At 48.7% G+C, this 21,029-nt stretch carries 14 protein-coding genes; all 14 read right to left on the minus strand.

Annotated elements, in window-relative coordinates; all coding sequences use genetic code 11:
- Window positions 1-1,362: a peptidylprolyl isomerase gene (locus HZ996_12360; GenBank protein ID QTN39903.1), complete on the minus strand. Its 1,362-nt coding sequence runs from the start codon at window positions 1,360-1,362 to the stop codon at window positions 1-3.
- Window positions 1,340-2,191 (minus strand): peptidyl-prolyl cis-trans isomerase, encoded by an 852-nt coding sequence (locus tag HZ996_12365; protein QTN39904.1) that lies wholly within the window; start codon window positions 2,189-2,191, stop codon window positions 1,340-1,342. The genes HZ996_12360 and HZ996_12365 overlap by 23 nt, the downstream gene beginning before the upstream one ends.
- Complete coding sequence (locus HZ996_12370; protein QTN39905.1) at window positions 2,191-4,119, minus strand: peptidylprolyl isomerase; 1,929 nt, start codon at window positions 4,117-4,119, stop codon at window positions 2,191-2,193. Before HZ996_12370 ends, HZ996_12365 begins: the two co-directional genes overlap by 1 nt.
- A gap of 25 nt (window positions 4,120-4,144) precedes the next feature.
- A complete protein-coding gene (gene guaB, locus HZ996_12375; GenBank protein QTN39906.1) occupies window positions 4,145-5,620 on the minus strand; it encodes an IMP dehydrogenase in 1,476 nt (491 codons plus the stop codon).
- 45 nt (window positions 5,621-5,665) lie between these two features.
- Entirely contained in the window at window positions 5,666-8,806 is a 3,141-nt protein-coding gene (locus tag HZ996_12380) for a gliding motility-associated C-terminal domain-containing protein (protein ID QTN39907.1), read from the minus strand.
- Window positions 8,807-9,057: 251 nt separating this feature from the next.
- Window positions 9,058-12,405 carry a gliding motility-associated C-terminal domain-containing protein gene (locus HZ996_12385; GenBank protein QTN39908.1) on the minus strand — a complete coding sequence of 1,116 codons (3,348 nt, stop codon included), beginning with the start codon at window positions 12,403-12,405 and terminating at the stop codon, window positions 9,058-9,060.
- A gap of 130 nt (window positions 12,406-12,535) precedes the next feature.
- Window positions 12,536-13,774 (minus strand): divalent metal cation transporter, encoded by a 1,239-nt coding sequence (locus HZ996_12390; protein QTN39909.1) that lies wholly within the window; start codon window positions 13,772-13,774, stop codon window positions 12,536-12,538.
- On the minus strand, window positions 13,771-14,727 hold the full coding sequence (locus HZ996_12395) for a nitronate monooxygenase (GenBank protein QTN39910.1): 957 nt from the start codon (window positions 14,725-14,727) through the stop codon (window positions 13,771-13,773). Before HZ996_12395 ends, HZ996_12390 begins: the two co-directional genes overlap by 4 nt.
- On the minus strand, window positions 14,714-16,348 hold the full coding sequence (locus HZ996_12400; protein QTN39911.1) for a S8 family serine peptidase: 1,635 nt from the start codon (window positions 16,346-16,348) through the stop codon (window positions 14,714-14,716). Before HZ996_12400 ends, HZ996_12395 begins: the two co-directional genes overlap by 14 nt.
- On the minus strand, window positions 16,349-17,545 hold the full coding sequence (mnmA, locus tag HZ996_12405; GenBank protein QTN39912.1) for a tRNA 2-thiouridine(34) synthase MnmA: 1,197 nt from the start codon (window positions 17,543-17,545) through the stop codon (window positions 16,349-16,351). It lies immediately after the preceding gene.
- Window positions 17,545-18,237 carry a toxin-antitoxin system YwqK family antitoxin gene (locus HZ996_12410; protein ID QTN39913.1) on the minus strand — a complete coding sequence of 231 codons (693 nt, stop codon included), beginning with the start codon at window positions 18,235-18,237 and terminating at the stop codon, window positions 17,545-17,547. The genes mnmA and HZ996_12410 overlap by 1 nt, the downstream gene beginning before the upstream one ends.
- Before the next feature lie 18 nt (window positions 18,238-18,255).
- On the minus strand, window positions 18,256-19,020 hold the full coding sequence (locus tag HZ996_12415) for a methyltransferase domain-containing protein (protein QTN39914.1): 765 nt from the start codon (window positions 19,018-19,020) through the stop codon (window positions 18,256-18,258).
- A 33-nt stretch (window positions 19,021-19,053) separates the two neighbouring features.
- Entirely contained in the window at window positions 19,054-20,055 is a 1,002-nt protein-coding gene (locus HZ996_12420) for a glycosyltransferase (protein ID QTN40055.1), read from the minus strand.
- 11 nt (window positions 20,056-20,066) lie between these two features.
- Window positions 20,067-21,020: a glycosyltransferase family 2 protein gene (locus HZ996_12425; protein QTN39915.1), complete on the minus strand. Its 954-nt coding sequence runs from the start codon at window positions 21,018-21,020 to the stop codon at window positions 20,067-20,069.
- Window positions 21,021-21,029: the final 9 nt, after the last annotated feature.

Genomic DNA, 21,029 nt, shown 5'->3' on the forward strand with positions numbered 1-21,029 from the left:
TTATAGATCGTTCTTGGTCCAGTTGTACTGGAAATTACATTCATAACTGTTGGGCATCACACGCACATAGGTATCGTCCAAACGGTCCGATACCCAATCCGTGGTGATTTCCTGCTGTTTCTTACCGGTGGCCATCATTTGCAAACGCTGGTAGTCATCTTTCAGGTTGGCCCGGTGGGGCTCCGAACGGCTAATGAGCTGTACCAAACGAAATCCCTGCTTACCATTGGGCGTTTGGTAGTTAATCGGCCCGGCAATCTCGCCCACATTCACTTCTTCAATGGTGAAATAAACCGAGCGGTCCAATTCGGAGATCTCAAACTTGGTATCCGCTGTGGCCGGATTCACCATAAGTCCCCCGTTGTTTTTGGTATCCGTATCATCAGAGTATTCCATTGCGGCCTCCTCAAAGCTCAAAATTCCGTCATTGATAATGACCTTCAGACTATCCAAAAAGTTCTGGGCTTCCTGTAAATCTTGAGGGCTTATTTTAGGTACAATCAAAATGTGGCGCACGTCGATCTCCTGCCCTCTTTTGGCCTCCAATTGGCAGACATGGTATCCGAATTGGGTTTCGAAAACGTCGCTAACCTCGCCTGGCTGGAGCGCAAAGGCTACTCCCTCAAACTCCTTGACAAACTGGCCGCGTTTTACCCCTTCATACAATCCTCCGTTCTTCGAAGAACCGGGGTCCTCGGAATAGAGGATGGCCATGGTTGAAAACTTGGAACCGTTGGCAATACGTTCTTTGATCTGTCTCAGCTCTTCAATAGCGTCCGTCTTCGCTTCTTCCCGTACTTCAGGAAACTTGACGATCTGAGCTACCTCGACTTCCGGAATTGATGAGGGAAGGCTATCTCTGGGGATGTCCCGGTAAAACTTACGCACCTCGCCTGGAGTAACCTCAACTTCGCCCACGACTTCACCTTGCATGCGCTGAGCCGTCAATTGACTCTTCATCGAAGAACGCATTTCCTCTTTAATCTCAACGATGGACTGCCCGTAAAACTCTTCGAGTTTCTGGATACCCCCAATTTGAGCCTCGAGCATGGACAAACGGCGATCCATTTCGGATTCCACTTGTTCGTCAGAGATGATAATAGAGTCAATCTCTGCCTGATTTAATAGGAGCTTTTCAAACATCAAATCTTCAAATACCTGACATTTGGATAAGGCGGTCTCTGCAATACCCTGCTGTTGATACTGAAGATACTGCGCTTCTACATCCGAACGGAGTACTTTGTAACCGCCGACAACGGCGACCACCTGGTCAATAACTTCCCCAGTGGGCTGGGCCCATCCGGCCGTGGAGGCCGATAAAAACAATACCAAAAAGGCCTTAATCGTAGATCTCAAACTCATTCCTTTTCTGCGCGTCTTCGTATAAACGATTTTCCATCTCTTTTATTAGGTCCAGTTTGCGCTGGTGCAAGATAATGTTCTCGATGGTAGGGCGCACGTACTCCAAGGGCGAAAAACTGTCGGTCACCTTGTAGTCCTCAATGTGAATAAAATACACCGCTGTTGAATCTTCAATCTCCACATATTCGTTCGCGCGTAAAAACTGCTCTTGATTATACGTCTGCAAGGGAACGCGAAGCACCAAATCCATAAACGAAATCCAAGTAGTATCGCTCATATACCGCTCTTGTGCGAAGTCCAGAGCAAACTGCTGACGCTTTTCTATATCGGTCTCGCGACGCGAACGAAACCAACGTCTAAAATCACTCAGCTTTGGCGTTGCCGGATCAAATTTGTAGTACTCCGCACGAACAATGTTCTCTTTGAGCTCAAAATTATCCTGGTTTTCCTGATAGTACTCTTCTACCTGAGATTCCGTGATCACCGTATCCAGATACTCGGCGATTAGCTTCTTTTCATAGAGTGAACGAACCAAGCTATTTCTGTACTCTTCAACGAGGCGATCCACATCCTTCTCATTCTCGCTCAAATTGAGCTCTGCTTTTTGAAGCACAAGGCGTTTCCGAGCCCAATTGTAAATGTAGTTGTAGGCGATCGCAGCGCTGTCCTCGGGACTTAGGTCATCGGACAGTACTTCGTCCAAATCGGTGCGAAGCAAGTATTCCTCTCCTACACGTGCTATGGCATCCGAATGGTCCGTTCCTTCAAACAAGGTACAGGATACCGTACTCAGACAAACACAGGCGATAAAAAAGGAGAGTATCCGCATTACTGGACGTGTTCGAGGACCATCGGGAAGACTTCATAGCTGTAGGTCGCGCGAAGTTCCTCAATCCACTGCTCTTCCAACTGACGTTGGTAGTCCGAAATGATAATGCCCTTGGACTCATTGAGTTCCTTTGGCATTGGCTCCAACAACTCTAGGACTTCAAATACTTGGTAACCTCTATCCGTCTTCTCCACTGGGCTTAAACCGACCTTCCAATCTTCGGCTTTACCCGGGAATTCGGCACTGGTGTACAGTCCTTCTTCGACTTGATATGGAAGTTCGCTATCAGCATTGAGCTTTCCAGCGATCCACTCTGTGGTCTTCCCCTTTTCAAGATATTTGAGCATTTTCGCGGCCACTTTTTCATCGTTCGCTGTATGAACTTTCATCCGCGCGCGCTTAGGCCACATGTACTTCATCTTATTGGCCTCATAATAAGCCTCTAGACCAGCCGTGTCTTTGACAGCCTTAGACCAAACCTCATCATCCATGAGCTCAAACAACAAGATTCCATCACGGTACTCTTTGTACAAAAGCTTGAACTCTGGGTATTTCTCCTCTAGGTGATCGTTCTCATACGACATCACTGCCTTTTCAGAGAAGTTTTTGAAGGCAACGCGAAGCATGGTTTCCTTATCTTGATTTAAATCCGCTGAAAACTGGAGCTTTCCAAGGTACTCAGCAAAATCAGACTGAAGCAATACGGTATCGGCGAAAGTCAATACCGGACGCGTGTAACCGGCCATGATTTCGGGTTTCCAGGCTCTTCGATAAAATGATTCATCGACTAGCTGCTCAAAAACCACCAAATTCTTCTCCTCTACTTCAGGGGCATATTCTGCCATCAATCGGTCAATAACGACTCGTTGACTTTTTTGTGCACGTACGTCCCCTTTAATTTTTCTTCGAACTTCGAATTCATCCTCTTCTCGGCTGGGCGGTCCTTTGACATCCATGAGACGAATGATGTGATAGCCAAACTGCGTGCGAACAGGTTCGCTTACTTGGCCAACGGAATCCAGCGAGAACGCTCCTTCCTCAAATTCTTCAACCATGACTCCAGACCCAAACCATCTCAGCTCACCTCCCGCACTAGCAGAGGTCTTGTCGTCCGAATACTGTACCGCTAGGGCTGAAAAATCCTCTCCGGAAACTGCTTTCTGATATACTTCGTCGGCTTTTCTTTTAGCCGTGTTCCAAGCAGCCGTATCTCCTTCTTCTACTTGAATGAGGATATGAGCAACTTTGCGCTGTCCTCGAGCCGGGCGGCTATCCGTGATCTCGATTAAGTGAAATCCAAAGCGCGTACGAATAGGCATGCTTACCTCACCCACCGGGGTGTTGAACGCGGCAGACTCAAAAGGGTATACCATATAAAGCGCTGTAAAGTAACCCAGATCCCCTCCGTTATCCTTTACGGATGGATCCTCACTGTATCTGCGCGCCATGCTCTCGAAGTCAGTACCCGCCAGGATGCGTTTACGAACCTCAACTGCCTGATTGTACACCCGCAGTGTATCTTCAGGTGTGGCATTTTCATTTACAGAAAAGAGTATGTGACGTGCGCGGATTTCTTTTTGATAGCGCTCAAAGGCTTCGTCAACCAAGGCTTCGGTAACTTCCGCGTCGTTCAAATACGGACGAGCAAGGTCTTTGCGATATCCTTTGAGTTCACGCTTGAATCGAGGCATGGTATCCAATCCAGCCTCTTCGGCAGCCAATACCTTTAATTTGAAGTTAATGAAGAGCTCTAGGTATTCCTCTGGCGTTTTTACTTCTGCCGTTGGCGTATTCCTGTTCTTATTGTAGACGTGTTCAAATTCAGCCAAATAAATACTGTCTGATTCAAGAATCATCAACAGCGAATCATTCTGTGCAAAAGTGCTTCCTATACTGAAAATGAAAAGTAGTGCAACGAGTTGCTTCATCGTAAATCCTGAATTTGTTTATTGATTAACGGCTGTAGTTAGGCGCTTCGCGTGTAATGGCTACATCATGAGGATGGCTTTCCTGTACACCAGCTGCTGTGATCTTCACGAATTGAGCAGTTGTTCTTAGTGTTTCTAGGTCCTTTGCCCCACTATATCCCATACCGGCGCGCAATCCACCCACAAACTGGTACATCACTTCATTCAGTGAACCCTTGTATGGAACGCGGCCTACAATGCCTTCTGGAACTAATTTTTTTATGTCGTCTTCTACATCCTGGAAGTAGCGGTCTTTGGATCCGGCACTCATAGCCTCGACCGATCCCATTCCTCGATAAGTTTTGAATCGACGACCTTCATAGATAACCGTTTCACCTGGAGATTCTCCAGTTCCAGCCAACAGGGAACCGAGCATAACGGTATGCGCACCACCTGCTAAGGCCTTTACAATATCTCCGGTGTAACGAATTCCACCGTCCGCAATGACGGGAACTCCACTTCCCTTTATCGCCGTAGCTACAATATTCACAGCAGTCAACTGCGGAACACCTACACCAGCAACAACTCGTGTGGTACAAATGGATCCTGGACCAATACCTACTTTAACAGCATCAGCTCCTGCGTCTACTAGGAATTTTGCCGCCTCTGCAGTTGCAATATTACCCACAACAACGTCCAATTCTGGGAAGGCCTTCTTAATCTCCTGAACAACAAGTTTAACTCCTTTGGTGTGACCATGAGCCGTATCGACGACAACTGCATCGACGTTGTTATCCACTAAAGCCTGCACTCGATCCATGACATCACCAGTCACTCCAACACCTGCCGCCACGCGCAACCGACCGAATTGATCCTTACTCGAATTAGGCTGGTTCTTTTGCTTAATGATGTCCTTATAGGTAATCAATCCCGTGAGCTTGCCATCCTTATTGACTACAGGAAGCTTTTCAATTTTATGCTCTTGAAGGATACCTTCCGCTTGCTCCAAGGACGTATTCTCAGATGTCGTGACTAGGTTTTCACTCGTCATGACTTCTGCAACAGGTCGGGTATCGTCCTTCTCAAACCTTAAGTCGCGATTGGTTACAATACCAACAAGTTTCATTTCTCCGTCGACTACGGGAATACCTCCAATGCTGTATTCGCGCATCATGTTCTTGGCATCATTGACCAAAGCATTCGCCTGAAGAGTGACTGGGTCTAGGATCATACCACTTTCAGCACGCTTAACCTTTTTGACTTCGCGTGCCTGACCCTCAATGGTCATGTTTTTATGAAGTACGCCAATCCCTCCCTCTCGAGCCATGGCAATAGCCATCTGCGATTCCGTTACTGTATCCATCGCAGCGGATACAATCGGAACGTTAAGGGTAATGTTACGGGTGAATTTTGTGCGTATATCTACTTCTCGAGGAAGTACTTCAGAATAGTTCGGGACCAATAAGACATCGTCGTAGGTCAATCCCTCGCCAATAAAGTTGTTCGAATTCAATAAAGACATGATGGAGCCGCAATTGATTAAATTGCACGCAAAGATACGAATTCGCTAGCGAATTAGAGTAAGGGTTCCTGCGTTTCTAACACTTTGATCATCAAAGCTATACTCGATAACGTAGGAGTAGATTCCCAGCGGCATGTCCTCCCCATTGAAGGTCCCATCCCAACCAACAGTAGCGTCCGTACTTTCGAATAATAACCCACCCCATCGATCGTAAATCCGCATGGAATAAGTCAAGTCATCCGGAACGACCCCGCTTGGCCTAAAGACCTGATTCTCAGGAATCCAACCGCCGGGATGGAAGGCGTTCGGAATAAAGAGTAATGGTTCTCTTTCAATACAGAGTATATTCGATCGACTTACCTCCATAAATCCAAGAGGATTATCTGGCCCCTCAATAGCTACTACGAAGTAGCAATATTCATTAAGAGCTTCCGAACTATTCCCAGCGAAATCATCCGAATAGCTGGTGGTACTAGGAGGAAGTAAGGCTTCTAAGGTGGCCGTGTTGGGATCAACAAGATATCGGTAGACTTCATAACCGGCGATTGGCCCAGCCCATCCTTCATAGGTGTTCCACAGAAGCTGATTGGCATCCAAGCCGCCTGGTAGGGACTCCAAATAAATTGTTCGACTCGTATTGCTCGTAGCCAATACGTCTCCGCACGTATCAATAGCGGCAACTCTATAAAAGTAGCTCCGGGTATTGGGCAGTGAGCTCAAATCGGTCAAATCGAACAAATCTAGCCCGGGCGTTAAGCCGATAGTTGATACGGGGGCAAATGGACCTGTAACAACATTGCTGCGCTCTAATCGCAGAGAGCTCACGGCAGAAGCGGTATCCAAGTACACCTGAAATTCATTCCAAGTACTGGTGACATCCACCGTGGCAAAAGTCATGTATTGAAAAGCTGGTGCTTCTGTAGCAGACACAGTTACACATACTCTGTTCGATCGAGCAGTGACTCCACCCGGACCTTGAGCCTCAACATAATAGCACAGGCTATCCCCAGGAAGGAAATTCACATCTTCCCATGTCAAAGCACCGGCTGGAAGCGGAGTCGGACTGTAAGTCGAACCATTCAAAGAGGTATATAATTCGTACGAATTGACCGTAAATCCTTCATAGGAATTCCACGATAAAACGTTCGTCGTATCGCAAGAGAATACATCCACATTAAGATGTACAGTGCGGTGTTGCGCCGATACTGGAGAACGATTCCCGCAGCTATCTACTACGGCCACCCCATAGATCTCGTACTCATTAGAAGCATTGCTGTTGGGGTTTTGATAATCCGTTTGATTCAAATCAAAGACCGTATCTATGGGAAGCCATGCGGCATTTACCTCGTCAAAAAGATAAATGATGTAGAATTCGGCATCTATGGTGGTCGTGCCTTGATATCCAATATGAGCCAATCCATTGCTAGAATTCACCGATGCAGAATCCACCGAAATAGCCGTCGGCGCATCGAGATCTTCTAGAACGACAGACGCTTCATTGGAATTGGACATACACTGAACGCTGGCATCCCAAATCTCAATCCGATAGTTAACGGGCTCAGAGCACACAGGGAATAGATCGTCATAATTCGTGTTTTGAGTACTGTCAATCACGGTCCAAGTCCCCACGGGGTACTCCCGGAGTACTCTATATAATCCTGCTGACGCTGGCAATGGATTTAGCGGCGCGTTCCAAGTAAGCTGGGCCGTAGCTCCACCCGGAGCAACAGTGGCTGATAGCAAGATGGGCGAAATCGTATCACTCCAGAAGGAAGGGACTCCACACGAATCCAAAGAGCGAACAAAATAGCGCCCCCCAGAGAAGCCGTTTGGATTGAGGTAGCTATTTGAAGACGCCCCAAACACTGTATCCAATACAGGAAAACCATTACCCACACTATCTTCATAGAATACCAAGTAATTGGACAAGTTGGTTGTATCGGGCGGAAAATCCCAAGTGATTTGCACGCCAGCAGTAGAATCAAATTGGACACATCTGGGTTGCGGTGGCGGCACAGAATCACTCTCAACGACAATGGCTACTGTGATGTAGTTGATTCCAGGAATTGGACAAAAATCGTCCGTTACTTTAAAGACGAACCGGTGTGTAGAAATGGTCTGACAGCCCAGAACTGTACTTAGATGTGCACACGTTGGCGTCCAATTGAAGGTCGTTCCTACCAGGCCAATATTGGTCTGAGGCAGTGGTGGATTTAATGTAGCACACGGCGGTTCAAAACAGTTTGGCCCCAATTGACCACCTACCGCGGTCATTTCAATCGCCTGAAGAGTACCGTTCGGATGAAGGTCAGCGTCAATAGCATTCACCGTGAAGGAAATGGGCTGACCTAGAGATACTGTATCTACAAAATAGGTGGGAGTCACTTGTGTGAACCCCGCTCCGTTAAAAGTTATTTGAGGTGCATCATTTACGGGACTGCCCGCACCTCCAGCGGGTGGGCATGAACCGCTGAAGAGTGTTTGATGATCGCGAAAAACTTCACTCACCTTTTGTCCACACCTCCACGACTCAATCTTGATGCAGCTTACGTAGTTACCCGCTGTATAATTCAGCATACTTATGGCGCCTGACTCATGGTCAATAGACGCACCCGTGTTATTGGGATTCTGCGCAGGACCTGGATAGGGGTCATCAAAGGCATATCCTCCAGAAAAGGTAACCGCCGCAGGAGGCCATGTTCCTGGAGATTCATCCAGGGTGGGTGCCCAATCAAAGTACAAGGAATCAAGGTCTCGATCCGAACCGAGCGGATTCATGGTGACAAAATACCCCGTACAGAGCGAGGTGGCCGGACGAGCTAAGAAATCAGGCGAATTGTCGTAGCAGTTTGAAGCATCAACTGGGTTCGTAGCCCCCGGCAAGGTGTAGGGATACATTACGGCGCGTAGGCTTTGGCCCCAACTTCCAGGATTTGTGATGTTGGTAATCGACGTATTTCGACAGCACTGCTCCCATGAGAAAACCCACCCTTGAGGAGGTGGAGACCCGGAAAGGGTAATAGGTGAGCTTTGATAAATAAACTCTTCCACAGCACCTAGGGAATTTGCGCTACAGGAGAGTTGTTGCGTGGAATCGACACATGTGGGTGAAATATCCGTTGCGGAAGCTTGGACAATGGGTATAAAGCTGAGGTTGGGATTGTTATACACATTAATCCCACTCACAAAGAATAAGTTCGGACACTGTACACAACAGTCCCGGTAAATCTTTACCCGAAAAATATATTCTCCATTGCTGTTGCATTCCCACGTAATCTCGCCCCCCATGATATGGAAAGCTTCAGCGGGAACGGACAAAGTAAGGGTCAACAGCAGCAGGATAGCAAATCGTAGCACTGACCTCAGTATTTGCCTTCAAGATACGGAAAAGCACAAAAAAACCCCGCCGAGGCGGGGTTTCAACACTTTTCTTGTACTTATCGAATCAAAGTTACATAACCGGAGTATCGAATAGCCTCATCAGCACCTTCTGGTAGGTATTCAATGGCATAAGTATAAACTCCTCCTGGCATATCTTCACCTTCAAAGGTACCATCCCATCCAATGGTGGAATCCGTGGTGTAGAATACTTCTTTACCCCAACGATCAAATACGCGCATTTCATACGGATATTGGTCTACAAAGAGTGCCGAAGGTTTGAAGACTTGATTCTCCGGAATTGAACTCAATGGATTGAAGGCGTTCGGGATAAACATTCTAGGATTCTGCTCCACACACGTCAAGTTGGACGTGCTCAGCTCCAGGAATCCATATACATTTCCTGCTCCTTCAATCGCCTCCACATAGTAGCAGAACTGTCCATTTCCTTGTTGGCCTAAGAAGGTGGTATTCAAGTTATCGATCCAAGTGGTTGTATTACCCGGAACGTTCGCCAACGGAGTCATATTCGGAATACCGTCAATCCAACGATAAATGTTGTAGGATTCTACCCCACCATCCCAGTAACGATATGCGTTCCAAGATAGCTCATTAGTCAGATTCGCATTTGCGACAACATCGAGGTGAATGGTATTGGAAGTGTCCGAAATCAACACATCAGCTCCACAATCATCCACAGCAACAACGCGGTAGTAATATTCCTGCAGATTGAAATTGGCGGTAAGATCTTGGAATTGAATCTCGGAACCGGTTAAAGGCTGAGGTACCAAGCCAACTTGAGAATAAGGGCCGGCCAATCCAAAGGATCGTTCAATTCGATGTTCAATAACGTCAGCAACCGTATCCACATAGACTTCCATGTCGACCAAGTTGGCCGTGATATCCACAGTCACAAACTTCATGTACTCCCACTGAGGCGCTAAAGGAGCGTCAGCAAATATGCACAGCTGATTCGATCGGGAAGTCTCCGCCCCAGTTCCAACCGCTTCAATGTAGTAGCAGTAGCTGCTGAAAGGAGTTAAGTTCGCATGCAAAAAAGTCGTATCACCAGCAACGGTCGTTCCAAGCAACGTTACTGGACCGCTATTCTCACTGACATAGATATTGTACGAAGCCATTGGGAAACCTACATAGCTGGTCCACCACAAACTGTCCGCATAAGCACATGCATCGAGCTCGTTACTCAAATGCATAGTGGTTTGAATACTCGAAACAGGGGAGCGATTATCACAACTATCTACGACGGCCACACCATAGGATTCAGGTCCATTGGCCGCATTACTATTGAGGTTGACGTAGGTAGTTTGAGATAAATCAAACACAGTATCGATGGGGTTCCACGCCGAATTAATCGCATCCCACGTGTAAATAATGTAGTATACCGCATCCGTTGCTGTAGTCGCTTGGTATGAAATACTTGCCAAGTTATTGTTGATATCCACCGTGGCGCTGTCCGCGGGACTCACATTAGGAGGAGTCAAATCAGCCAATTGCGCTCCGTCCACATTTGATTGAGAATTACAGTTTCTCGACGTATCCTGAGTCTCTACTCGGTAATTGATGAATTCATTGCACAAGTTCACTGTATCAGAATAAGCAGTCGTTTGTGTTGAATCAAGCAATGACCAAGTACCCGCAGGGAATTCGCGGTAGATGTAGTAGTATCCCGTTGACGTAGCTGGTAGCCCACCCGGGAAAGGAGAGTTCCACGTCAAGTTCGCAACTGAACCTGGAGGTGGTGCTGCAACGGTAAGCTCAATCGGAGAAATGGTATCATTTGGTTGTGATAAGAAGCCACAACCGGTTGATTGACGTACAATATAATTTCCTCCACCAGGTGCACCAACGTGGGTAAACGTGTTCACGGTAGGATCGGGTATGGTTCCAATCTGACCATATCCCCCACCCCCAACGGGTTGATGGTAGATGATATACTCATTAAATACCAGTCCGGTATCCAATGGTGGCGTCCAGTCCAGTTCCACATCTCCGTTGGCCAACGTTCGAATACACTTCACTTCAGCAGGGTCGCTCACCCCAGGAAGAACGGTTACCTGGAAAGTACCATAGAAAAATGCAGGTGCATTACAGAAGTCATCGGAAGCCCGGAGAAGGAAAGTATAGGTATTGCTCGAAGCACATGCATTGCTGTAGTTCAAGTTGGAACAATCCGTATTCCACGTAAATGTCGTTGCCGAACCAATGGGATTCGTAATCGGTGTTGCCGGATTCAACGTAGCACACGGAGGCTGCAAACAGCCCGTAGTGGTGCTTGTAAATCCTGCCCCAAACTGAGCCCCAGAAGCTAGGATGGTTACGTTCTGGATTGGACTTGGGGTACCCGCAGGCTGAGGATCAAAGTCCGAAGCTTGCATGTTAAACGTTACCGTTTGTCCTGCAAATACAGTATCCACAAACAAGGATGGAGTCACCGGCGTAAAGGTCGAAGCCGAGATGGTCACCTGAGGCGGGTTATTCGTCAAACCACCAGGAAGGCCCGGACAGTCCGCACCACCTAGATAGGTCGTCTGAAGATCACGGAAGACCTCAGCAATTTTTTGACCGCATCGCCATGCTTCAACTCGAACCACACTCACGTATGATCCTGGAGTATAATTGGTCAAACTCACTTCACCCGAATTGTTGTTCAGGGTTGCGCCAGTATTGTTGGCATTTTGCGTTGGTCCTGGAAATGGGCTATTGAAAGAATATCCAGCGACAAAGGTAAAGGCTGTTGCTGGCCAAGGATTGTCCCGAAGTGGTTGATCCCAATCGTAGTAGAGGGAATCCAAATCCGAGTCAAATGCGTTCTGGTTGTAGGTAAATGGGAAACCCGTACAAAGCACCGTAGCTGGACTTTCCAGGAAAATTGGCGAGCTATCGTAGCAAGGATCGGCTGGGTTCGCATTCGGTGCACCGACAGGTGTATATGGATACATGATCGCGCGAAGCGTGTGACCTGTAGAACCTCCACCGGTCAGAATCAGGTTGTCAATGGCTCCGTTGCGGCAGCAATCGTCCCAGGTAAACACCCAGCCGTTCGCTGGCGGCGTACCTGTAAGTGTAACCGGGTTTGAGATGTATACGTACTCCTCCGCTGAACCAGCTGTTGGATTCGAACACGGAAATCCACAGGGTGGTGAAATATCGGTTTGAGAAATGAAATTACAGATGATAGTGTTAGGGAATGATCCGTAGTTCCAAATGTTCAGGGTTTGTGCTGATGTTTGCCCAGGAATACCGTTACAATCACGGTAAACTTTCAGGGTGAAAACATACTGACCATTGGCCTGACATTCCCAAGTAATTTCTCCTCCCATAATGTGAGAAGCAGAGGCTCCTGTCCAAAGGAAGACCGAGGCCAACAAAACGAGTAGTTTCTTCATAGGTAGACGCTTCTGATAACCAGGCAAGCTGTAAAGTTAATTATTTGTAATCCTTTAACCTAAAGCTCTGCCCTGAGCTGTTTCATGATCGGTTTTCAAGACAAACGCAAGAATTGCTCAAATCGTTGGTTTAGGTCCACATCCAGATTAAAAAGAATGCAGAAAAAAGACTTAATAATACGACTCCAACCCACCCGTAGATTCGCCAGCCCACGCCGAGACGGCCATCTCCCGTGACTTCTTCCCCAGTCATGGCCCGAAGGTTCAAATAAGCGATAACCGGAGCAAAAACGAAGCTCAAGGTTGTCGCAAAATCCACAAGTGACTTCAACGATGTAACAAAGGCGAAAATGATCAGATAGCTCCCTCCTGCAAGCACCAGAAGAAAAGCTGGGTCAAACTGCCGGGGAAGCGGTTTATCTCGGAGTTGTAGGGATATTTCACGGAGGGTTCTGGCATATCCATCAAATACCGTAACCGTCGTAGACAACATGACGGTAAAGGCCGAAAGAGCAATCACCCACCTAAATTCTTCACCCAGGCTAAAGGTATATAAGGAAACGATTTGATCCGCAAACGCCACCGCAGAGCTCGAAAACTCAGTTCCCGTTCCGTACATCAAATAAGCGCCAAGGGACAAGAAGCAGAGCGCCAAGACCGCTGAAATTAGATAGCCAATGCGAAACTCGACCAGCACCTCTCGAACGGTCGGTCGGTAACCGGTCTGACGAATCCTGGCCAAGGTCCACAGGCTATTCCAAACGGAAAGATCCACGGCCGTAGGCATCCAGCCCATAAGGGCAATCGTAAAGGCAAGGGTTGAATGTTCCCAGAAGCCCGGCGCCTCAACGGCGCGATGGTCCACTACCGGTCCGTGAATCATCGTCAGCACAAATACAGCAACCGTACTTAATAGAAGAAAAATAGAAACCACTTTCATCAGCCCATCCAAGGCATTGAACCTCCCGATCAGCAATAGCGCAACAACTGCAAGAAAGAGCAGACCGGTCATATTGGCCATGGAAATGGACAGTCCCAGTAGATTATTCAAGATTCCGGCACAGACAAAACTGACCGCAGCGGTAACGGCAAACATGGAGCCCAGTGTTATGAAGAGGTAGACGTAAACCGCCCATCGGCCTACTCTCCGATACCCCGCCAACAGCGAAGTCCCGGTGGAAACGGCATATCGAGAACCGAACTCGAAGAATGGAAATTTAATCACATTGGCCAACAAGACGGCTCCGACCAGCAAAAAGCCGTAGGTCGCTCCGGCACGAGTACTCTGGACCAAGTGACTCACGCCTATCGCAGCGGAGGCAAAGAGTATTCCCGGACCTAGCGTCTTGAGAAAATTCTGAAGTTTCACGAGGAGCTCGCCATTTGGCCTATGCAACGGCAGGCTTCTTTGAACTCGGTCCAAATTTGATTGACAATTTCCGCGGCTGGCTTAATATCGCGAATGTGGCCGCTCACCTGACCGATCTCCAATTCACCTTCGTCCAAATCTCCTTCGAACATACCTCGTTTCGCTCGTGCTCTGCCGAGAATTTCTTTGAGCTCGTCCACCGAAGCGCACCTGGAATAGGCCTCTTGAATGTCGTTGAAGAACTTATTTCGAATGAGCCGAACGGGTGCGAGCTCCTTTAGGGTTAAGGTGGTCGCTCCTTCAGGCGCTTCCACTACAGTATTCTTGAAGTTGACATGCGCCGAGCTCTCCTCAGAGGCAACAAATCGGCTTCCCACTTGGACTCCTTCGGCACCAAGGCAGAATACAGCGGCCATGGCATTTCCATCTCCAATGCCTCCCGCAGCAATGACTGGAATGTCTAAGGCAGCCTTTACCATGGGAATCAAGCAAAGGGTCGTTGTCTCCTCCCGGCCATTATGACCTCCGGCCTCAAAGCCCTCGGCAACAACCGCATCCACTCCTGCCTCTTGGGCCTTCAGTGCAAACCGGACATTGCTGACGACGTGAATGACTTTGATTCCTTTGCTCTTGAGGTGGGCCGTCCAGGTTTTTGGATTTCCGGCAGAAGTGAATACAACTTGTACACCTTCTTCAACAATGATCTCCATGAGTTGATCGATGTCCGGATAAAGCATCGGGACGTTGACCCCAAAGGGTTTATCGGTGGCCGCTTTGCACCTTTGAATATGGGTACGCAGAATATCGGGATACATACTCCCGGCTCCTATAATGCCCAAACCACCAGCATTGCTGACCGCGCTGGCCAATTCCCATCCCGAACACCAGATCATTCCGGCTTGGATGATCGGCAATTCAATTCCTAAAAGTTGGGTGATTCTATTGTCCTCCATGTCTTCGGATCACTTTTTTAACCTCCTGACGCTCGCCATTGGCCCACCATTCCAAAAGGTAGACACCGGCCGGCAGGTCGGAAGGTAAAGATAACCGAAGATAATAGTCGCCTCCAAAAGCCACATCGGAGATTCGTTGACCGTGAATGGTCGAGAGGCGAAAGACCGCATCTGATGAAACCGGTCCACTCAGCACAATATTCAATTCGTTGACAAAGGGGTTCGGAAAAACATTCCAAGGATCCCGCACCACAGCTAAGCTGTCCGTAGCGTTCAACAACAGCTCATAAGCCAATCCGTAATCTGGTATCCCATAGCCCATCTCATTGTTGGGTCTTTGAGCTAAGTGCGCACTGGCTTCAACCGCCTTCATCACCTTCCAGTTGCTGTGTTCGGGTAGTCTTCCCCACAGAGCGGCCGTCATTCCCGTGATCACCGGAGCTGAAAAACTGGTTCCATTCCCACGAGCAGTTCCTCCATTCAACGTGGCGATGGTAGCCTGCTCCCCAAGGGCAGTGACGTTCGGTTTGATACGTCCGTCATAAGTGGGACCCACGGAGCTAAACGAAGCGTATTCCTCATCTCGATTGACGGCACCAATGGAAAAAACGGAGTCTCCATCGGCCGGAGCACCCATGTATCGCCATGAGCTCTGCGCGTAGTTCCCGTTGCTATTGACCACCAAAATCCCTTTACTGGCAGCCATATCTGCCCCTCGCGTTACGATGGTCGTGTTGCCGTCCATGTCTTCATAGGTGTAGCCCACATCCCCGTCGAACCGAGTATAGCCTAGACTCGAATTGATCAAATCTGCTCCGGCGGAGTCCGCCCATTCCGCACCGGCCACCCAATTGTCTTCTTCCACCATCGTTTCTGATCCTGTATCTTCCGTTCGGGCAAGGAGGTAATTTGCATCTGGAGCCGTTCCAATCATTACGCCGGGCTCATTAGCGGCCATTATACTCCATACAAAGGTCCCATGAGTGCTGGAAACGTAGACGGAATCGCCTCCGTCCACAAAATCTTTAACGCCCACCAATCGACCAGATTCTCGGACATGATCAAAAACAGCCATGCCTTCTGCACCGAAGAAACCGCCGTCTAAGACAGCTATGGTCATGCCTTCACCGCGATACCCTGCTGCATGAAGGCCCAACCCGTTAATCATCTCAATTTGCTGAAGCGCATCTCCATAATCCGCATCGCTGGAGCCGAATGCCTTGGACGGAGGAAGGTCCTCATCACCGAGCTCATAGCTCCATTGACGAACCGGTTCTACTCGATCAACAAAATCGGGAAGGTTACGCCGGTTCCAGCGCTGAAAGGCATCATCTGCGCGGACGGATACCGCATTGAGCCAATGGCTGTGCTGGACGATTTGGAGTCCATCGGCCCGTAGGGCCAAAATATAGTCCTCGAAAACGGGAAGATCAGAAGCCGTCCACGAAATGTTCTGCCGCTCGCGGCGCTCGATGGCTCGGTCCGAATAGTGATCGGTTACCCGTTCGATGCGGTCCGCGACGGGACCTCGATCGCTGAAGAAGATCCACATTTTACCTGAATCCTGCGCTCCAACGATGGACGCGGCACTCAAGGCCAGAATGAGGAACCAACTTTTCATTTATTCGCTGATGACACCAGAGCCGATCAGTTCGTCGCCAATGTACCAGGCGGCGAATTGGCCAGGGGTGATGGCGCTTTGCTTCTCGTCAAAAATCACATACAACCCGTGGTCGCGCATGTAGAGCGTTGCTCCGCGAAGGGGTTGACGATAGCGGAAACGGGCATCGACCCGTAGCTCTTCACCCGGAGCCAGACGCAAATCCTCGCGTACCCAGTGCACCTCTTCGGTTTTGATGAAGAGACCGGCCCGCCAAAGGCCAGGGTGCTCGTGGCTTTGTCCTGTGTAGATCACGTTCTCATCTACATCTGTCCCCACCACAAAGAGCGGTTCCGCCGTACCTCCCACGGCCAAGCCTTTTCGCTGACCAATGGTGAAGTAATGTGCTCCGGAATGCTCGCCCACTACTTTTCCATCACGTCGCTCGTACCGGAAGGGTTTGCTTTGATGAGCTAACCACGCATCGCGATCCTCATCAGAAGGCTCTGTCCCCTCGGCATATACTTCGGCATCTGGAGCGATCTCCAAAATTTCTCCCGTTTTGGGCTTGAGCTGCTGTTGTAAAAAGTCAGGAAGACGAACCTTACCGATAAAGCAAAGGCCTTGGGAGTCCTTCTTCTCCGCAGTCACAAGGTCCAGTTCTTTAGCCAAACGTCGCACTTCGGGTTTTTCCAAATGGCCAATGGGGAAAAGGGCCTTCGAAAGCTGCTCTTGACTGAGTTGACAAAGGAAATAGCTTTGGTCCTTATTCGGATCTTGACCCTTAAGTAGATGATGTACGGGCTGACCCGCCTTGTCCAGCGTCGTGATCTTGCGGCAGTAGTGCCCGGTTGCCACAAAATCGGCATTGAGCTTCATGGCCGCTTTCAAAAAGGTGTCAAACTTGATTTCGCGGTTGCACAAGACATCTGGATTCGGCGTTCTTCCATGCTCGTATTCGTAGAACATGTAGTCCACAATTCGCTCCTTGTACTCTTCGCTCAAGTCAATGACCTGAAAGGGAATACCGAGCTTTTCAGCGACCAACATGGCGTCGTTCGAATCCTCCACCCAGGGGCATTCGGCATCGATGATCACACTGTCATCTACCCAATTGCGCATAAACAGTCCGATCACCTCATGCCCTTGCTCAATGAGCAAATGCGCCGCAACGCTGCTGTCCACGCCTCCACTAAGTCCTACTACTACTCTTGCCATTACAAATCCTCCGCTTCTATTTCCTTTCCGCGGTCATACAATACCTTACGGACGGGCTTTTTGTTCTCATAGAAGATCCACCATCCGTCCTTCTCACCTTGATAATACTTGCCCTTCGAGTCCATATCCCCCGTTGGATTATAGTATTCAGCCACTCCCGCTAAGGCTCCATGATCATAAGTGCCTGCGGCACGAAGCGTACCATCGTCGTAATAGATTCGCCAATCTCCATGGAGTTCACCCATCTCGTAATGCGTGATCTCCGCAACTGCACTGTCCGTGTAGAAGGAGTACTGTTTTCCGTCCTGAACTCCGTCCACATAATGCTCCTGGGAGACAAAGTTCCCGCGCGCATCCCAGTAATTCCACTGACCAATTTTGAAGGTATCCACGTAGCTTCCTTGCGCAAAGAGTTTTCCGGTAACGTGATACATGGTCGCATAGCAGTCCCCTGGCCCTACGCCGTACTCTTTGACCGCAGCTTTGGCCCCATCGGGATAATAAAAGGTGAACGTACCAACTTCTTCGCCATGCTCAAAGGTGCCCTCATAGCGAACTCCTCCGTCCTTGAAATTCTTTTTCCAGGGACCGTGACGACGGCCTTCAGCATCGAGTTCGTTGAAACTCGGCTGCGCGCAAATCCATCCGCCCGTGAGGGCGAAAAATAAGGTGATGAAGTGCTTCATTTTCACCGTGCAAAGATACGGAAACTACTTGGTGCAGAAGTAGATGATCTCTCGTCCGGGCAATGCGTAGTAACGCTGCTTTTCGGGACCGAGCTCCTCTAAGAATTGGTCTTCCTTCACGTTGAAGCCCGCCTTGGCCAAACGCTTACCGTAGTCTCTACCGTACAAACGCACGTGATCGCTTTGCCAGTATACGCGCTCCCGTTCTTTGGGATCCGTAATGGTAGGATCTTCCAAGGTCTCTTCGCGATCGTAGTCTTGTGGCACCTGCATAATGGCCCATCCACCCGGCTTGAGGACCCGGTGAATTTCGCTCATACATTTGATGTCGTCGTCTACATGCTCCATTACGTGATTGCACACGACAACGTCAAAACTATTCTCTGGAAAAGGAATGTCGTGAATGTCCATCTTGACCTTGGCCAAGGGACTTTCGATGTCCGCCGTCACGTATTCAATGTTAGGTGCTTCTTCGAAGTGATCCATGAAGCAGAGCTCTGGAGCAACGTGCAAGAAGCGTACTTCTTCTGAAAAGAGGTTGGTCTTTTCTTTAAAGTAGAGCCAAAGGAGTCGGTGACGTTCTAATGAAAGACTGTCTGGACAGAGTGCATTATCTCTTGGCTTCAATCGTCCGTAGGGCAAAAACTTGCGGTAGGTGCGGCCATTGACCGGACACATGACGTTGTTTCCACGATAAAAAACGGAAATAACCCGAAGCCCAATGTGGCTCACGCGCTGTAAATGCTTGCGGGGCACATATCGGATCAACCAAGAGATGATTTTTTTCATAAGGCGCAAAAATACAAAAGATTAGGGGCTTTATTAGCCTCGGTAGGTCTCTGCCCATTCAAGGTATTTAGCCTCTTTCATGGTCCAGCGCTTCCAGAGCGAAAAGGCAACGCCGGTGCCATAACCGTACATTTGAATGGCCGTTGTGACGAGTGACAGCAGGCCTACGACAATGGATCTGTTTTTCACCGTAGCATCTAGGAATACGAGTAAAAAGTAGATCAGGTAAGATCCTAACATCCAGGGCTCACTTATAATTGCGCCGAGTACCGCCAATACGAATCCGGCCGTGAAGGCCGTAGGAATCAAAAAGAAAGGCTTAAACGTATCGGGATACATCGTGGAAATAACGATGCGCACAAAGCCGAAGCGATATACCTGACGTTTGTACTGACTCAAGCTCGTTCTTCTCTTGTGGTACACAAAAGCCTCTGAGATAAGGGCCGTCTGGAAACCACCTTTGATGATTTCAATGGCCAAGATCATGTCTTCGCCCGGGTGAAGTCGAGTATCGGGAAAACCACCCATCTGCTCGTACACTTTGCGCGAAAACCCGAGATTAAAGGATCGAGGATGAAACTTATCCACCTGTTTTTTTCCTCCGCGAATCCCACCAGTAGTGAGAAAGCTGGTCAGACTATAGCTGATGGATTTTTGTAGTGTATTAAAGCTCTTATCGGCCATGTCTGGCCCTCCAAAAGCCTGTACATCAGGATGCTCCGTAAGATAGCGTCGTACCTCCGCCACATAATGTGAGGGAAGAATGCAGTCGGAATCAACAAAGAGAAAATAATCTCCCGAAGCGCGTTCGATACCGTAGTTTCGGGCGATGGACGGACCGGCGTTTTCCTTGTAGAAGTAGTGGATGTCCAGGTCATCGCTGTATTTTTCGACGACGTGCTTGCTGTCGGAATCGCTTCCGTCCTCCACCAGAATTAATTCGAAATCAGGATCGGTCTGGGTCTTTAAACTGGAAAGAAGTTCCTCGACCTCATCCGGTCGGTTGTATACCGGAACAATAAATGAAAGCCTCAAAGTACTCATGGCTACCAGCCGAGCTTTTGCCCAATGTTGTACTGACTGCGCTCTCTGTTGTTCTGATGCACCATCTCGGCAATGAAGCCCGCCAGAAACAGAAGTGTTCCAAGAATCATGGTCGTCAACGCAATGAAAAACCAAGGGTTATCGGTCACCAATCCCGGTTTTAGTCCGGCATTAAGTGCCCATAATTTATACCCTCCAATCCAGCCGGAAGCCACAAATCCTATGAAGAACATGATGCTTCCCAAGAGCCCAAAGAAGTGCATTGGACGCTTTCCAAAGCGCGAAACGAAATACAGCGATAGTAGATCCAAGTAGCCATTGACAAAGCGGTCCAGGCCGAACTTGGTTCTGCCATACTTCCGCTCTTGGTGGTGAACGACCTTCTCTGTAATCTTCGCAAAACCAGCGTTCTTCGCTAAAAAAGGAATATAGCGGTGCATTTCCCCGTAGACCTCGACATTCTTGACCACATCATTTCGATAGCTCTTAAGTCCACAATTGAAATCGTGGAGTTGAATGCCACTGATTCGACGTGTCGCCCAATTAAAGAGCTTCGTTGGAATGGTCTTGCTGATGGGGTCCTTGCGCTTTTTCTTCCAACCACTCACAAGGTCGTATCCGTCCTCAGTGATCATGCGCATCAATTCCGGAATCTCGTCAGGACTATCCTGTAAATCGGCGTCCATCGTAATAACGACTCCGCCTTCAGCCATGCCAAAGCCTTCATTCAAGGCTGCGGACTTTCCGTAGTTTCGGCGAAACTTGATTCCTTTTACACCAGGAAATTCGGAGCGCAATTCCTCAATTACGGCCCAGGAATTATCGGTTGATCCATCATCCACAAAAATGACTTCATAAGTGACGCCATGTTCAACGCAAACGCGGTCAATCCAGGCCGTCAATTCGGGCAAGGATTCCGCCTCATTCAATAAGGGAACAACAATGGATAAGTCCAATCGAGTGTT

The organism is Cryomorphaceae bacterium (genome assembly GCA_017798125.1).
GTDB lineage: Bacteria > Bacteroidota > Bacteroidia > Flavobacteriales > ECT2AJA-044 > ECT2AJA-044.

Excerpts from the sequence above, each read along its gene's own strand:
- HZ996_12360 (QTN39903.1), bottom strand. The coding sequence starts at position 1,362 with ATGAGTTTGAGATCTACGATTAAGGCCTTTTTGGTATTGTTTTTATCG.
- HZ996_12365 (QTN39904.1), bottom strand. The coding sequence starts at position 2,191 with ATGCGGATACTCTCCTTTTTTATCGCCTGTGTTTGTCTGAGTACGGTA.
- HZ996_12370 (QTN39905.1), bottom strand. The coding sequence starts at position 4,119 with ATGAAGCAACTCGTTGCACTACTTTTCATTTTCAGTATAGGAAGCACT.
- guaB (QTN39906.1), bottom strand. The coding sequence starts at position 5,620 with ATGTCTTTATTGAATTCGAACAACTTTATTGGCGAGGGATTGACCTAC.
- HZ996_12385 (QTN39908.1), bottom strand. The coding sequence starts at position 12,405 with ATGAAGAAACTACTCGTTTTGTTGGCCTCGGTCTTCCTTTGGACAGGA.
- HZ996_12395 (QTN39910.1), bottom strand. The coding sequence starts at position 14,727 with ATGGAGGACAATAGAATCACCCAACTTTTAGGAATTGAATTGCCGATC.
- HZ996_12400 (QTN39911.1), bottom strand. The coding sequence starts at position 16,348 with ATGAAAAGTTGGTTCCTCATTCTGGCCTTGAGTGCCGCGTCCATCGTT.
- mnmA (QTN39912.1), bottom strand. The coding sequence starts at position 17,545 with ATGGCAAGAGTAGTAGTAGGACTTAGTGGAGGCGTGGACAGCAGCGTT.
- HZ996_12415 (QTN39914.1), bottom strand. The coding sequence starts at position 19,020 with ATGAAAAAAATCATCTCTTGGTTGATCCGATATGTGCCCCGCAAGCAT.